Source organism: Clostridium boliviensis, from assembly GCF_033342255.1.
In the GTDB taxonomy this organism is placed as follows: domain Bacteria; phylum Bacillota; class Clostridia; order Lachnospirales; family Lachnospiraceae; genus Lacrimispora; species Lacrimispora boliviensis.
This window is the reverse complement of the sequence record NZ_JAWONS010000133.1, coordinates 87,950-103,720: the sequence shown is the minus strand read 5'-3', so window position 1 is coordinate 103,720 and position 15,771 is coordinate 87,950. Positions and strand designations below refer to the sequence as shown.

Below are 15,771 nucleotides of genomic sequence, written 5' to 3'. Positions count from 1 at the left end.
GGAGGACTGTCCCCGTCCTCCATTCCTGCACCTGTTTCTCTGGCTATCATTCTGCTTTCAGCGCCTTAGTCCCAACCAACTAATACTGTCTCTTTGGTTTTTCAGCCTCGGCTGTATCTGCCGGATATACGCCTTCCTTTACATATGCAATCTTATCAACTTCTTCGCCCTTCTCCAGCTTCTGAATGATCTCAGCTACACGAGGACCGTGAAGAGGATTACACTCTACAGATACGTTCATATCTCCAGCAATCATGGAGTCAAATGCTGCAGCAACTGCATCAAAGGAAATGATGATGATATCGCCCTTTGGTCCGCAGGTCTTTCCTGCAGCCTTAATGGCATCAATGGCACCAAATGCCATATTGTCGTTTTCAGCAATTACAACATCAATGTCGTCATAAGTCTTTAAGAAGGATTCCATAACTTCCTGACCTTTAGCCTGAGTAAATTCTCCGGTCTGACGCTCTAACATCTTCCACTTCGGATGGTCTTTCATCTTCTCTTCCACACCATTGGTACGTCCGATCTGTGCAGAAGAACCGATGGTACCCTGAAGAGTAACAATATTGATGTCATCATCCGCTCTGTTATTCTTCTTTAAATACTCATCCAGCCATGCAACCGCATCATAACCTTCCTGAAGGAAATTGGAGCCAACCCATGCGGTATATAAGGAATCATCAGATACATTGATCATACGGTCAACGATGATTACCGGAATGCCTGCATCCTTAGCTTCCTGTAAAACGGTATCCCAACCGGTCTCAGTAACCGGTGCAATAACGATATAGTCAACATCCTGCTGTATAAAGTTGCGGACTGCCTTTAACTGATTTTCCTGTTTCTGCTGTGCATCGTCAAAAATCAGCTTATAACCGTTTGCTTCGGTAAACGTTGATTTCATGGACTCGGTATTGGCCGTTCTCCAGTCAGATTCTGCACCAACCTGAGAGAATCCCACCACGATCTCTTTTTTCTCCGCAGGTGCCGCAGTCGTTGTGGCTGCTTCCGTTTTAGCTGCTGTTGTCTCTGCTGCTGCCTCCGCTTTTGTTTCAGCAGGAGCTGCTGTAGTCGCAGCTGTCTGTGATCCGCTGCAACCGGATAATACCATAGCTGCCGTCATAACCGCAGCTGTCAGAAAGCTTAAAACTCTTTTCTTCATATCCGTTCCCTCCAATAAGAATCGTTTAAAGTAACTACATGTATCATAGACCCAGCCCCCCGATTTCTCAATGCAATATCTTTTGCAAAGGGTTGAGTTTTTTACGTCATTTCTTTAATTTCCAAAATTTAGTTGATTTTTTTCGGATAAAAGTTGATTATTTTATTTATTTTCCCACAGCACTGCAGGAATTCTCACCGTAACAGCCGTTCCTGCTCCGTACGTGCTTTCAACTGTAAGCCCATAGGCATTACCAAAATTCAACCGGATCCTCTCTGCCACATTAGCAATCCCAAACCCTTCCCCTTCATGAGAATCTTCTTTGCTGCCTCCGGCAATCTGATGCTCCATCTTCTTTACCTCTTCCGGTTTCATACCGATGCCGTTGTCCTCCACACGTAAAAGAATATCTCCCTTTTCCTGTCTTCCGCTGATTCGTAAAAATCCTTTTTTTCTGCAGTTTTTTATTCCATGGTAGAGTGCATTTTCCACAATGGGCTGCAAAGTAAGCTTTAATATGGAATAGTCCCCGATCAGCTCTTCAAAATCAATTTCATAATCCATAATATCCTCATAACGGAAATGCTGAATCAAAAGATAACTTTTTATATGTTCTGCTTCCTCTTTTATGGTGATAAAATCCCTTCCATTGTTCAGACCAATTCTTAAAAAAGAAGACAGTGCGGTAATCATCTCTACAACCTGCTGATGCTGCTTACCCTCAGCCAGCCAGACAATGGTATCTAAGGTATTATAAAGAAAATGAGGGTTGATCTGAGCCTGAAGCAGCTTCAGCTCCGTCTTTCGTTTTAATTCCTGCTCTTCCTTAATATGACGGATCAGTTCCCCGATTCGTACCACCATCTGGTCATACTGTTCCCCCAGCACCTTAATCTCCCGGATGTTGCTCTTAGGTGCGCTGACCTCTAAATTTCCGTCCGCCAGCTTCATGGTATATTCACACAAGGCCTCAATGGGTTTCGTAATTCTTTTCCCAAAAGAGGAGAAAGAGGCAATTAAAAATACAATCAGATACGAAGCAATCACAATACAAAGAGCAATCACCTGCCTTGTCTGGGAATCCAGCTTCTGGCGCACCGATTCCAGCGTCTTTGTCTCATTATAGATATAATCAGACATGGACTCCTGGATTAAATCTGTGATTGCATAAATATCCTGGTCAAGGCGCTCCATATTCCTGTCATAGTCTCCGATAATGTTGCTTGCTTCAATATCCCTGATCCGCTTTTCCAGCATACCAATTAAAACAACAATTCCGTCCAGCCCCTTTTTGCTGGTTTCCTGAGGTGTGGAATCTTTCAGCTCAAGAAAAATCTTTCTGGAATTTTCCAGATCCTCATAGGGGTTTAAGGACTCAAAGGTATCGGCTCCGATAACGATCCGGTACATCTTATAATCAATATTAGATTTAAAATCAAAATTAAATTCCGTTGCCATGGTTAAGTTCTGTATGCTTTGGCGGTATTGTTTATTCTGCCACTCCATGGTATACAGCAAGATCCCAATCATAATAATGACTGGGATGAATACGATTGCCTGCATGGTTTTTAATTTTGTTTTTATCGAATCACTTTTGTACTTCATTTTCTCCCCCTGAACGATATGACTTCGGCGTGATTCCGTGAATCTTCTTAAACAGATAGCTGAAATAATGGGGATCCTTATACCCTACCTGATATCCGATCTCAGAAGTTCTCAAATCCGTATTCATAAGCAGTTCCCTGGCTGAATCCATACGTACCTTTGTCAGATACTCCACAAATGTAATTTCCATCTCCTGGCTGAATATGGTGCTGAAATGATTGGGACTGATATTCACTGCCGATGCCACCGCATTTAAGGAAATATCTTCATCCTGATAATGAGCCGCTATATAATCCACCGCTTTTTCCAATACCAGACGGTACTTTTTCTGGGAACAGGTAGTCCGAAAACCGATCGCCTTAGTTAGAATCTCCCTGGTATACTTTACTGCAGACTCCATGGAATTCACACAGGGCTGCAGTGTCTTGGCATCTCCAAACTCCTTTAGAACCTGCTCCGGTTCAAACCCCAGCTGAGTTACAAAGCCAATGACTGCCAGATATACATCCATCAGTATGTACTGTCTGAATATCAGCGAATTTATATTATTGCCGCAGGCCTCCATATATTCCTCAACAAAGTATTTAACCTCAGGAAGCGATCCGTTCTTTAAAAAGTTAGGTATAATATCGCGGCTTAGCTTTGTAATATCTATCCCCTCTAAGCTGATGTTTTCCGTATCATTATGAATACGCACAGCAGCTTCTGCGGTTAAAATCTGGTTGCGGTCCAGCATATAGCGGCAGGCATACGCCCTGCTTGCTGCCTTAAATGAAGCGCGGATCTCACTGAGCCTGCAGACGCTCGTTCCGGTCCCTCCAAAGTATTCCATCTCAGGAAAGGATTCTGCCAGCCGTATCAGCAGCTCCGAATAATATGCCATCTTTCGCTCCATGTCGGATGCTTCTCCCATAATCAGAAAACCATATCCCTCCGACAAACGGTTAAATCCGACGATATCTGCTCTACCCTCCAGTTCTTCCTTCAGTCGTTTATCAAAGAGTACACTCTCATCCGAATATTGCTCCTGACTCTCCGCACCCTTCGCCTGAAACAAAATGAGATTATACATAGGAGCAGATAATGAGAGATTATGCTCCTGCCCCTTTCTAAGCAGCTCAGGAAGACTCAGTTTTCCCGACACAATAATATCAAACAGCCGGTCCCGTTCCATCTGCTTTCTTTCTTCCTGCTGCTTTAAAAACTCCTGCTTATAGCCCTTTTCACTCTTTTCCTGCATGATGGTTTCGCTCATGCGTTCCAGTGCTTCCAGAAGCTGGCTGCTGCTCACCGGCTTTAACAGATAATCCGCAGCTCCGATCTTAATGGCCCGCTTGGCATACTCAAAATCATCGTATCCGCTGAAAAACATGATATGTATATCCGGCAGAGCCCGTTTTGCCATCTCTGCCAGTTCCAGTCCATCCATAAAAGGCATACGGATATCCGTAAGCAATATGTCCGGTTTTGACTTTAATATCATTGGATAGGCCAGTTCTCCATCCGGTGCCTCCCCTGCAAATTCAAACCCATATTTTTCCCAGGCAATGCCATTCTTAATTCCTTCACGGACGATCTTTTCATCCTCTGCAAGAAATATCTTAACCATGTCTGATTCCCCCTGTCAGCCGTATTTCTATGATTCGATTATATAAAATCCTCTCTGGAAATATAAGAGAATAATTTCCGCTGCTTTATTATCATTCGTAAAAAAACATACCTCTTCCCATATATTACCACAAAAAAAGAGATTCGTAACTCCCGGGTTTCCGGAATTACAAATCTCCTTTTTGAATCATTATTCTACGTCATTCCAAAGACTCTGATTGCCGTAATGTTCATCAAGCGCCCTGCTGAACCAACGTCCGTTTAAAACATTTTTTATCATTTTATCCTTTATTTCATCAGAAACGCTGGTGTCCTGATCCATGTCCGCCATAATGTCCTGATAGGAAGTAGTAACATCTGCTTCTTTCACAACTGCATCTGTATCTGTCCCATCAAATACCATGGAGACCTTCTTATCCGGTGTCCAGCTGCTCCATTCAGCCAGTCCGTCCCCATTGGGATCACCTGCTTTTAAGAAGTTTGCAAGATAGCTGTTATACTGCTTAGCCATAGCCTGATAGCCTTCCTTATTAAATGCATCAGGGAAGAACTCCAGATAATTGTGCTTTGTGGAAAGCATAGGGACAAAAATACCATGAAAAGCGCCATAATCGCCTAAATCCCGAATGGAAGACTGTTCACTTCCGTAATTAACCTGGCAGATATAAATATTAGAACTGTAGTGTTCTGACATCTTTGCTGCGCTTTCCTGCGCATTGAAGATCCGGTACATATTGCTGCCGTATTTACTGGCAAATGCTTTGGCTGCATTCACCTCTGCCTCAGAATATCCCGCCATATCATCACTTTTAAAAAAACCGTCTCCCAGACAGAACAGAGAGAATTCAGAGCTTCCGGTCAGCATCATAAGAGGCACGCTGTTGTATTCAGCCGTATCGAAGCCATTTTCCGGAATTACCACCCCATCCTCATAGAGATGAGGGAATACACTCATACGAATTGCTGCATTTCCCATAAGAGGTGCCAGCCGCTCAGCCGAAATAGAGGTAAGATATTCCTTTACATCAGCTGAATCTGTCAACAGCCACTGATAAGCGGCCTCTTCATCTGCTGCCTTCTTATCCTCAACAGCAAGCGGAGCGATCGCTTTTGCAATCTTCTTTGCACTTAAATCTTCCGGTGCAGTAGTCATACCTCCGCTGAATGCAATTGCCTTCTGGAATTTTCCCTTAAACTGAGGGCTGATTAACATAGCCATTACATCACGGCCGCCTGCTGAGAAACCGGATATGGTTATATTCTCCGGATCACCGCCAAATGCTTCGATGTTATCCTTCACCCAGTCAAGCGCATATGCAATGTCAAGCATGGCAAAGTTTCCAGTCCCTTTATCCCCGTCTGTCAGAGCGGGAAGGCAGTTAAATCCCAATAAACCAAGGCGATAATCGACTGACACATAAACGCAGTTATCATTTTTTACCAGGTCAGCTCCGGGAATCTCACCTGCCTTTCCTGTCTGGTTGTTTCCGCCATGAATAAATACCAGCACAGGCAGCTTTTTGCTTCCTTCTTTTGCATAGACGTTAAGCTTTAAACAGTCCTCGCTTCCTTTTACCTCAGTTCCGGAAAGCTGAATTGCCTGTTCTGATTCTTCTGTACAGTCTAATTCCTCTGTCCACGCATCCGGAGCCGCAGGTGCCTTCCACCTTAGTTCGCCCACAGGTGCCTTTCCGTATGGAATTCCGTACCATGTCAGGATCTCCCCAGCCTGAATTCCTTTTACCGGACCGTAAGTGGTAGCAGCCACTACGCCCCCTTCTTTTGTGCTCTCTGCAGCAGCGGTCGTTTCCACTGCTGCCGTCTCAGCCGTTGTCTGTACAGCTGTTGTTTCTGTCTTTGCAGAATTTCCACAGCCTGCGGTCATAACTGCTGACATTAAAATAAGTCCTGCTGCCAAACCTCTTTTTTTCATATTAAAAACTCCCCAGTTTTATTACTCTAATACCTCTCCATTGGTTTCAATTACTTTCTTATACCAGTCAAAAGATTTTTTCTTCTTTCTGGTCAGATCTCCAGTTCCGTCATCGTATTTTTCAACATAGATAAAACCATATCGTTTTGCCATTTCTCCTGTGGAAGCACTGACCAGATCAATGCAGCCCCATGGAGTATAACCCATTAGATCCACCCCGTCTGCAACAGCTTCACGCATCTGCTCAATGTGTTTCTTTAAATAACTGATCCTGTAATCATCCTGAATGCTTCCGTCTTCTTCCTTCTTATCATAAGCACCCAGACCATTTTCCACAACCATGAGCGGAATCTGATAGCGGCCATAAAGCTCGATTAATGTATAACGCAGACCTTTGGGATCAATCTGCCAGCCCCAGTCACTTGATTCTAAGTATGGGTTTTTGGCTCCTCCCATTAAATTGCCGGAAGTTTTCTCCAGTTCCGGATCCGCAGAAGCGCAATTGGACATATAGTAACTGAAGGTATAATAATCCACGCAGCCTTCTTTGATAATCTCTAAATCCCCTGGTTCCATCTTAATCACAAGACCATTTTCTTTGAAATAACGGTCCATGAATCTGGGATACTCACCACGCACCTGAACATCGCCGCAAAACTGGTTTAAGATCTGATTTCTCTTTTGAGCTTCCAGAATATCATCAGGATTGCAGGTCATTGGATAGGTGGTAATGTGGCAGATCATACAGCCGATTTTACAGTCAGGATCAATTTCATGGCCTGCCTTCACGGCCAGAGCGCTGGCAACAAACTGATGATGCAGACCCTGGAAGCGAAGCTGAGGATTATCAATCTGATTGGTGAAATCCGTAGTCCCCTCATTTAAAATGCCAAGAGAAAGGAAACCTCCCATAGGCATTGTTCCGGCATTAATTTCATTGAAAGTCAGCCAGTACTTCACCTTTCCTTTATAACGCTTAAACAGTGTCACAGCATATTTTACAAACAGATCAACGCATTCTCTGGAGGACCAGCCGTTGTATTCTTCAGTTAGTGCAAATGGCATCTCATAATGAGATATGGTGATGAGAGGCTCGATATTATGACTTCTGCATTCATCAATCACACGGTCATAGAAAGCAAGCCCTTCTTCGTTTGGAGTTTCCTCCATACCTGTAGGAAAAATCCTGGTCCAGGCAATGGAGAAACGAAAAACTTTAAATCCCATCTCTGCAAACAGAGCAATATCTTCTTTATAGTGATGATAAAAATCAATGGCTTCATGGCTTGGGTAGAAGGTGTCAGGCTCTAAGGTTCTTGTGATCCGCTTGGATCTTGTATGGGAACCTCCGGTACATACATCGGAAGCGGAAATTCCCTTTCCATCTGCATCCCAGGCACCCTCGCACTGATTGGCTGCTACTGCGCCTCCCCACAAAAAATTATCAGAAAATATAGACATCTTACACCTCATTCATTATTAGACAATTGTTAATAAAGTTTCACCTGCTTTTACCTGTTTTTTATCAGTGGTCTTCAGGCTTATAAAATTTACCATATTGGAAACCAGAACCGGAGTGGTAACCGGAAAACCAGCTTCTTTAATTTTATTCATATCAAATTCCAGCAGAAGACTGCCTTTTTTCACTTTATCTCCAGCCTTACAGTGAAGTGTGAATCCTTCCCCTCCCAGCTGAACGGTATCAAGGCCTACATGAATCAGAATTTCAACTCCTGTATCTGTGGTAATTCCTACTGCATGTTTGGAATCGACAACTGCACTGATTACCCCATCAGCAGGAGCATATACTTTTCCTTCAGAAGGTATGATTGCCAGACCTTCTCCTAAAACTCCACCGGCAAAAACCGCATCCTCTACCTGACTCAACGGAATTACATCTCCGCTTAAAGGGCTTATCAGTTCAATTGTTTCTACCAGTGTCCTCTTCTCCTGAACAGGAACTTCGACGATTTCTTCTGGTGATTCTTCCTTTACTTCCGGCTTATAAAGAACTAAGGTCATAACAAAGGAAACAGCCAGTGATATAACAAGAGCTACCACACCGTTTAATAAGTTGCCAAATCCTGTTCCGCCGATCATCTGAATTAAAGATAATCCGGATGGAGATCCTCCCATGGAATAAGCTACCAGATTCGTGATTCCTGCATAAAGACCTGCTGCACCGGCACCGATTACAGCAGCGATCATTGGAGTCTTATATTTTAATGTAACACCATACATAGCGGGTTCTGTTACACCAGCTATAATTGCAGAAATGCCTGATGCAGATGCTGTAGATCTTGCGTCTTTGTCTTTCGTGCGTACTGCAACTGCTAAAGATGCACCGCCCTGTGCTAAGTTAGAACAGAACATGGTAATAATTAAGATTGCATCAAATCCCAGACTTGAAAGACCCGTTAACGCAATGGGAAGTAATGCATAATGCATGCCTGTCATTACGATAAACGGCATACCGGCAGAAAGTATCATAATTGCCAGCCAGCCAGCCTGACTGTATAATAAATTAATACCAGAAGCCAGATAATTTCCAAGAATGCTTCCGATTGGTCCAACTACAATGAGAGCTATAGGAATCGTAATAAAAATTACCAGTAAAGGCTTCATAAATACCTTGACCAGGCTTGGGCAGACTTTATCTGCAAACCTCTCCACGTAACCCATAAGCGGTACAATCAGAAGTACCGGCAGCACGGAGGATGGATAAGAAGCTGCTGTTACCGGCAGTCCGAAATAGGTGGTATTTCCCTGTCCCAAAAGTCCTGTAATGTCTGGATGAATCATTAATGCCGCAACTACCATCGCAAGGTAAATATTAGAACCCAGACGCTTAGCAGTTGTCATAGCAAGCAGTATCGGCATATAGTAGAAGAATGCATCTCCTGCTGCATTTAAAATCACATAAGTGCTGCCTGTGCTGTCAATCAGACTAAATGTAGTAAGAAGTGTCAGAACTACCTTAATCATACCACAGCCAAGCATGGCAGGAAGCAATGGTGTCATACAGCCAGCAACAAAACCGGAAAGTCTTGAAAATAAGTTCTCCTTGGAACCGCCTTCTGATGAGCCTGTGCTTTCTTCAAAATGCCCCATTTTTAACATTTCTTTGTAAACATTGCTGACTTCATTTCCTATTACTACCTGATACTGTCCGCCCTGGCGTATTACCCGGATGACTCCCGGAATTTTCTCCACTTCCGCGTCCTTAGGAATTGCTGAATCTTTCAATACAAACCGCAGACGAGTCATACAGTGTGTCAATCCTGATACATTTTTTTCTCCGCCAACTTTTTCTAAGATTGTTTCGGCGGTTTTCGCATAATTTACTGCCATAAAATTTTCCCCCTTTTATAAGGTTATTTTTCTAATTTATCTGAAAAAGTATCCGTTTTGGACGCCTTAACATTCTATAAAAGAATAAAAAAGACCCTGCCAAAAGCAAACTGCTTTTTTTACTAGCAGTTGCTTATGTGCAGGGTCCTGCCCAGACCTTCCGGTCCGGTAACAATCCCAACTCTCTGTTTTAAATCAGTTCTCTCGTTACTTTTTCTATGTGAATCATCAGATACATCATCTCTTCCCGGTCCATTTCATAATAGTACCGGTCATGGATATAATCCGCAATTTTAACAATACAGTTGTATGATTTACGGTATTTGTTCTTTAAAAGCTGATACCATTCATCATCTGTGGTTTCATATTGCTTGTTCTGCAGCATGCGCTGGGCAAAAAATCGAATGTGTGTTACGAAACGCCGGTAATCCCAGGTTTCCGTATTTAATTTAACCTGATAAGCAGCTTCAACAATATCCACAATATCCCGGATAATTCCCGTAATTAATTCCAGATTGTCAGATTCCTGTCTGTTGTTCTGACCATAGACAAAGTGGAACGCCAGAAACATGGCTTCATCCTCTTCCATGGAAATATTAAGTCTTCTCCGGATTAAATCAACCGCATACTGACCAACCTTAAATTCACTGGGATAGAAACGTTTGCCTTCCCAGAGCATGGCATTACGAAGAATAACTCCTTCTTTATAACGCTCAACTGCACCTGCAATATGATCACAAATTGTCAGTATAATCCTGGTATCCAGCTGCATTCCAAACTCACTCTTGGCAAAATCAGCAGTCTGCTCGCTGATCTCCCAGTATTCCTGAGGAAGCTTGGCAAAATATTCTTCAAAATGACGGGCGTCACGCTTATCATTCTGAATAAAAACCCGCTCTACCAGTTTGTGGTCCACCTCATCGCCTTTTTTCTTTCCAAAACCGATGGCTTTCCCTTTCAGTATGATTTCTTTTCCTTCAGTATTATAAGTTAATACCATATTATTATTCAGAACCTTCTCTATCTTCATAAGCCCCTTCAGATAAAAAAAATAGACAAGCTACAAGGACCACTTATCACATTCCACTAACATGTGATATCAACCCTGTAGATCTTGCCTGCTTTACCAGTCACAAACTACACATCTATTTTCTAAGTACAGTATACCATGTAAATCTATGGAGATCTATATACAAATCCGATAAACATATACTGTATTTTTGTCGAATTTGCACAAAACAAGTACTTTGCACATGGTCGCACTCTATTATCAATCGTACCATATTTTTCAATTCAAGTCTACAGTTTTTTGTTTAATTCGTTTAAAATAAATAATGCCGGCAATCAATAATTGGAGGATACGAAAATGATAGCAAAAGAATCAAACTGGTATAAAACTATATGGAGCCTTGATATTAAGAACCAATCCTGGGTGATCTTAAATTTGATCAGGAATTCGATGCTGTGTTAAACTTAGCGGACGGCGCGATTGGTTATCTGGAAAACGAGGAAGAGAACTTAAAGATCTTTGATGTAATAGCGAGTGCATTAAAGCCTGGGGGAAAACATTTTATGGATATATGCAATGCGGAATATGCAGAATCACATTTTCCGGCAACCGGCTGGGAAGCAGGAGAAACTACTCTTTCTCTCTCGCTGTTTGAGTGGAACAGCAAGGAAAAGATCATGCTTTACGGCGGTAAACCCCTCCCTTATGGTGATCCTTTCGTCAAGCCGGAAATTATTTTAGGCGATCCCATCCGTCTTTATTCCCATAAGGAATTGGAAGGAATCTTAAAGGAACGAAATATGGTGATTAAACAGACTTATTCTAATTACTTTGGAAAACCAGAAACGCTAAAAGAGCTTCAGCTGATGGTATATTCGGTTAAACAATAAAACTGTTAAAAACCGGAAAAATGCACCATGACACTGGTACATTTCTCCGGTTATCATTATTCCTGACCCGCATCTTCAAGCTTTATTCTCAACGCTTTCCCATTATAAGAAAACGTCTTAGTTCTTCCGGAGGCAGTATATATTACACAGGTACGTCTGGTTATGGACTGGGAAAATACATGACTGCTTTCACCGAAACTCAGCTCTTTCTCAGTATTATTCCAGGAAACCGGAATCATGTTATACTTTCCACTTTCATATTCATACCCATCTCCTGCATCCTCATACAATTCAAAAAATCCATCTTTTCCGTCATATATATGGAATTCAAATGGGGTATCCACAGATTCTTCTGTATATTGAAGTCCCTGCTCCATGGGAACAATTGCACCTTCCCGCACAAATACAGGTATACGGTCAATGGCTGCATTCACTGTTACCCACTGTCCGCCTTCGTATTTTTCATCTGTCTGAAAATCATACCAGCAAAAACCAGAGGGGAGATAGCAGTTCCACTGTTTCTTTTTCTCTAAGCTGCAGTTTTCCGGCTCATAATACATCGGTTCTGTTACAGGGCAAACTAACAGGGAGTCCCCATACATGAACTGGGAACCCAATTCACAGGCAGTTTCATCATACGGAAAATCAAACAGCAGGCTGCGGAACATGGTATAATCATGCAGCATCACCTTTCCTGCAAGAGAATAGGTATATGGTAAAAGCCGGTACCTCATACGAATGCATTGCTCCAGTGCATCGTAAAACATGGTTCCAGGCTCTCCGAATTTCCAGATCTCTCTTGGAGTATCAGTTCCATGGGAACGGAACATGGGAAGAAATGCACTAAACTGGAGCCATCTTACATAAAGTTCCCGGTATGCTGCATCTTCTGTTCCCAGCTCATAACCACCCTGCCAGAACCATTTGGGCTCCGGATCATTCTGGCAGCCGCAGCCACGTTTCTTCCAATTGTCCTTAACGACAAAGAAACCACCTGCATCCAGAGTCCAGTAAGGGTGCCCGCTCATGCATAAATTCAAGCCTTCCGGGATCTGCTTTTGTAATGTTTCCCAGGTTGCACAGATATCTCCCGACCAGAGAACCGTCCCATATGCCTGAGAACCTGCATAGCCGGAGCGTGTGAGATTTAAGACCCGCTTATCCCTGCAGTGCTTTCTCTGATTTTCATAGATTCCTCTGGCATGTACCGCACCGTATAAATTAGCTGTTCCGGGATCTAAGTATTTCTTATGTTCTTCTCCCACAAGCAAATACCTTTCCCACGGCTCCCTTCTATAACTTCCATTCCAGTCAGGTCCGGAAAACGGCTCTGTGGAATCACACCACCACGCATCCACACCTGCCGAAAAAAGTTCCTGTTCGAGCTGGCTCCAATATACCTCTCTTGCTTCCGGATTAAACGCATCATAAGTGGAATTATCATTTAAAAGCAGGTTTTCACTTAAAAATTCCTCATAATTTTCTCCCTGAGAGCTCATATTGGGCCATACGGATACCATTATGTGAGTATGTTTCCTGTGCAGTTCACTTACTGCTGCGGTAAAATCCGGATAACGGGACTTATCCAGTATTTTATTCCCCCATTTTCCATCCTCCCAGGTATTCCAGTCCTGTACAATCCCGTCAATTGGAATTTCCCTCTTCCTGTATTCGTTTACCACGCAGAGGAGTTCTTCCTGGGTATGATAAGCCTCCTTTGACTGTATATACCCAAAAGACCACTTGGGCAGCATGGGGGCATGACCGGTCAGTCTTCTCACGCCGGAGATTATTTCATCCAGATTATCTCCCTGTATAATATAGTAGGAGAGCTGATCCACCGTATCAAAATACACATAAGAACCCCTGGAATCATCATTGAATGTCATCAGCGAACCGCAGTCGAACAATATCCCGTATCCACGGTCTGAAATTACAACCGGCATCGGAGTTCTCATATTATGCTGGTACAGATACTGGGTCGTTCCTCTATAATTATAGATTCCTTCCTCTCCCTGTCCCAACCCATGAATCCGTTCGTTCTCCTGCCAGTTAAAATACAGTTTTCCCCTGTAAGCAGTCCTCACCTTCTGACGGACCAGATTCTGAATAAAATTCCGTTCTCCGTCTACCGTCTTCACCCGTTGTACATCGAGGCTCTCCCCGTTTGAAGTATAATGGTAGACCGGTATCTCCTCCAGTTCCCTTCCTGCTTCTTCAAACAGCAGCCTTCCTGTTTCCCCATGAGTCCAGCGCACCGCTCCAGACCTTATGTCAACCTCTGCATTCAACCTTTCATTTCCAATATAATGAGCCGCCTGCATATTCCGGCACTCCAGTTTTCCCTGCTCCTTCCGTTTAATTCCCAGAGGAGAGATTAACGGTTTCTTTCTGTCTTTACTGCAGCTGCAATGGATGATATTTGATGTAACCACTCTGTAAGTCAGGGTCAGCTCCCCTAACTCTATGACAACCGGTCTGCTATTATTATCTGACATAACGTTATCCTTTCACCGCTCCGGCAGTCATACCGGAAACAATATATTTCTGTCCCAGCAGATACACCAGGATTACCGGAAGGCTGGTCAGCAAAATATCTGCACAAACCAGATTCCAGTCTTTAAAATACATACCAAAAAAATTATATACGGATAAGGTCATCGGCCATTTCGAAGAACTGCTTAAAAAATACAGCGGAGAAACAAATTCATTCCAGGTATTTAAAAAGGTCAGCACAATTACCGTGGCAATGGCAGGCTTCAGCAGCGGAAGAATTACTGAAACAAACAATCTGACCGGAGAGCAGCCATCGATGACTGCTGCTTCATCAAGCTCAGCCGGAAGCTTTGCCACAAACCCATGTATCAGGAATACCGAAAACGGCAGCTGCATAGCCGTATACAAAAGGACGATACCCAGCCTTGTATTATTCAGTTTAAGTAACATCATCACTTTTGTCAATGCCACATAATTAACTGGCATGGTAATTCCAAGCACCATGTACAGATACAGAAAACGGTTCCATTTTGACCTGTTTCTTGAAAATACATAAGAAGCCATGGCAGCAAGTACGGTACAAAGAAAAACGCTTAAAACAGAGTAGATGCAGCTGTTCATAAACGATGTGAGGAGCTTACCTTTTTCAATCACTACAAGAAAATTGCTCCACTGAACAGGAAGTGCCGGAAACCTTAAATTCATCTCCGATGCCCCAAGACTGTCTTTCAAAGAATTTAATAATATCAGCAGCATGGGAACAAGACAGATTGCTGTTATGAGCCACGCCACTGCATTTAGCGCAACAGCAGCGGCTTTCTTTTTTGCTTTCATTATTCCTGCACCTCGTCTTTCGTCATCAGGCGGATCATAAAGAATCCGATAAACACCATGAACAAAAACATAACAGAGGAAAGAGCCGTACCAATGGCATATTGACCAGTACCAAATTTTTTAAATACAGCCGTATAAAGAACCTCCGTTGTCGCCTTACCCGGGCCTCCGTTTGTTAAAGCATAAATCATGTCAAAGACCTTCAGTCCGTATATTACATTTAAAACAGTGGTTGTTGCAAGAGTGGGCAAAAGCAGCGGCAGCGTGATAAACCGGAACTTCTGCCAGCCTGAAGCTCCGTCAATGCTGCAGGCCTCATAATAATCCGATGATATAGACAGGATTCCGGCAATCAGGATTGTCATGATATAACCGGTCCCTCTCCAGATATCCACCGCCATCACCGATTTGAATGCGAACGCCGGACTTGTAAGCCAGGGTTTTGCAAGAATACCAAGCCCGATTCCCCGGAGAAATGTGTTTAATAACCCGGTTGACGGATTCAGTATGGAGGTGAAAATCATACCGAGGATCAGGGTTGAAAGCACAGAAGGCATAAACATGACTCCCCTGTGAAAATTCAATAAGCGAATGGACTTCGTAAGCAGAACTGCAAGCACAAGCCCCAGTAAATTTTTTATTACAGTTGTTCCAAGAGTGAATACCAGAGTGTTTTTCATGATCTTTAAATAATTTCCATCAGCCGAAAATACAGTCTTAAAATTCTCCAGCCCCACAAACTTCAGCTGATCTGAATAGGATGACCAGTCTGTAAAGGAATAGCCAATTCCAATCACTCCCGGAAGGACGAATAACACTGTATATAAGAGCAATGCTCCAGCCGCAAACCACGTAGGATATATCTTTTTTCTATTCATAG

General features: G+C 43.0%; 11 protein-coding genes. 1 reads left to right on the top strand and 10 read right to left on the bottom strand.

Features of this window, described 5'->3' with window-relative positions:
• Window positions 1-79: 79 nt before the first annotated feature.
• The 7 genes from RZO55_RS09500 to licT all read right to left on the bottom strand — a co-directional run bounded on the left by RZO55_RS09500 (window position 80) and on the right by licT (window position 10,692).
• Entirely contained in the window at window positions 80-1,165 is a 1,086-nt protein-coding gene (locus RZO55_RS09500) for an ABC transporter substrate-binding protein (protein WP_318064035.1), read from the bottom strand.
• Between the two features lie 162 nt (window positions 1,166-1,327).
• Complete coding sequence (locus RZO55_RS09495) at window positions 1,328-2,770, bottom strand: sensor histidine kinase (RefSeq protein WP_318064034.1); 1,443 nt, start codon at window positions 2,768-2,770, stop codon at window positions 1,328-1,330.
• A complete protein-coding gene (locus RZO55_RS09490) occupies window positions 2,754-4,379 on the bottom strand; it encodes a response regulator transcription factor (RefSeq protein WP_318064033.1) in 1,626 nt (541 codons plus the stop codon). Before RZO55_RS09490 ends, RZO55_RS09495 begins: the two co-directional genes overlap by 17 nt.
• A 189-nt stretch (window positions 4,380-4,568) precedes the next feature.
• Window positions 4,569-6,311 carry a carboxylesterase family protein gene (locus tag RZO55_RS09485; protein ID WP_318064032.1) on the bottom strand — a complete coding sequence of 581 codons (1,743 nt, stop codon included), beginning with the start codon at window positions 6,309-6,311 and terminating at the stop codon, window positions 4,569-4,571.
• Between the two features lie 21 nt (window positions 6,312-6,332).
• Window positions 6,333-7,772, bottom strand: coding sequence for a glycoside hydrolase family 1 protein (locus RZO55_RS09480; protein ID WP_318064031.1), 1,440 nt, complete (start codon window positions 7,770-7,772; stop codon window positions 6,333-6,335).
• Window positions 7,773-7,790: 18 nt separating this feature from the next.
• Window positions 7,791-9,662: a beta-glucoside-specific PTS transporter subunit IIABC gene (locus tag RZO55_RS09475; RefSeq protein WP_318064030.1), complete on the bottom strand. Its 1,872-nt coding sequence runs from the start codon at window positions 9,660-9,662 to the stop codon at window positions 7,791-7,793.
• Window positions 9,663-9,852: 190 nt separating this feature from the next.
• A complete protein-coding gene (gene licT / locus RZO55_RS09470) occupies window positions 9,853-10,692 on the bottom strand; it encodes a BglG family transcription antiterminator LicT (protein WP_318064029.1) in 840 nt (279 codons plus the stop codon).
• 434 nt (window positions 10,693-11,126) lie between these two features.
• Between licT and RZO55_RS09465 the strand changes: the two genes are divergently transcribed.
• Window positions 11,127-11,561, top strand: coding sequence for a class I SAM-dependent methyltransferase (locus tag RZO55_RS09465; protein WP_318064028.1), 435 nt, complete (start codon window positions 11,127-11,129; stop codon window positions 11,559-11,561).
• Window positions 11,562-11,617: 56 nt separating this feature from the next.
• Here RZO55_RS09465 and RZO55_RS09460 read toward each other — a convergent pair whose 3' ends face one another.
• The 3 genes from RZO55_RS09460 to RZO55_RS09450 are packed head-to-tail and all read right to left on the bottom strand — an operon-like array spanning window position 11,618 to window position 15,769.
• Entirely contained in the window at window positions 11,618-14,059 is a 2,442-nt protein-coding gene (locus RZO55_RS09460; RefSeq protein WP_318064027.1) for a glycoside hydrolase family 31 protein, read from the bottom strand.
• Between the two features lie 4 nt (window positions 14,060-14,063).
• Entirely contained in the window at window positions 14,064-14,891 is an 828-nt protein-coding gene (locus RZO55_RS09455) for a carbohydrate ABC transporter permease (protein ID WP_318064026.1), read from the bottom strand.
• Complete coding sequence (locus RZO55_RS09450; protein WP_318064025.1) at window positions 14,891-15,769, bottom strand: carbohydrate ABC transporter permease; 879 nt, start codon at window positions 15,767-15,769, stop codon at window positions 14,891-14,893. Before RZO55_RS09450 ends, RZO55_RS09455 begins: the two co-directional genes overlap by 1 nt.
• Between the last annotated feature and the right edge of the window lie 2 nt (window positions 15,770-15,771).

Coding starts and splice junctions, on each gene's coding strand:
- RZO55_RS09500 (WP_318064035.1), bottom strand. CDS start 1,165: ATGAAGAAAAGAGTTTTAAGCTTTCTGACAGCTGCGGTTATGACGGCA.
- RZO55_RS09495 (WP_318064034.1), bottom strand. CDS start 2,770: ATGAAGTACAAAAGTGATTCGATAAAAACAAAATTAAAAACCATGCAG.
- RZO55_RS09490 (WP_318064033.1), bottom strand. CDS start 4,379: ATGGTTAAGATATTTCTTGCAGAGGATGAAAAGATCGTCCGTGAAGGA.
- RZO55_RS09485 (WP_318064032.1), bottom strand. CDS start 6,311: ATGAAAAAAAGAGGTTTGGCAGCAGGACTTATTTTAATGTCAGCAGTT.
- RZO55_RS09480 (WP_318064031.1), bottom strand. CDS start 7,772: ATGTCTATATTTTCTGATAATTTTTTGTGGGGAGGCGCAGTAGCAGCC.
- RZO55_RS09475 (WP_318064030.1), bottom strand. CDS start 9,662: ATGGCAGTAAATTATGCGAAAACCGCCGAAACAATCTTAGAAAAAGTT.
- licT (WP_318064029.1), bottom strand. CDS start 10,692: ATGAAGATAGAGAAGGTTCTGAATAATAATATGGTATTAACTTATAAT.
- RZO55_RS09460 (WP_318064027.1), bottom strand. CDS start 14,059: ATGTCAGATAATAATAGCAGACCGGTTGTCATAGAGTTAGGGGAGCTG.
- RZO55_RS09455 (WP_318064026.1), bottom strand. CDS start 14,891: ATGAAAGCAAAAAAGAAAGCCGCTGCTGTTGCGCTAAATGCAGTGGCG.
- RZO55_RS09450 (WP_318064025.1), bottom strand. CDS start 15,769: ATGAATAGAAAAAAGATATATCCTACGTGGTTTGCGGCTGGAGCATTG.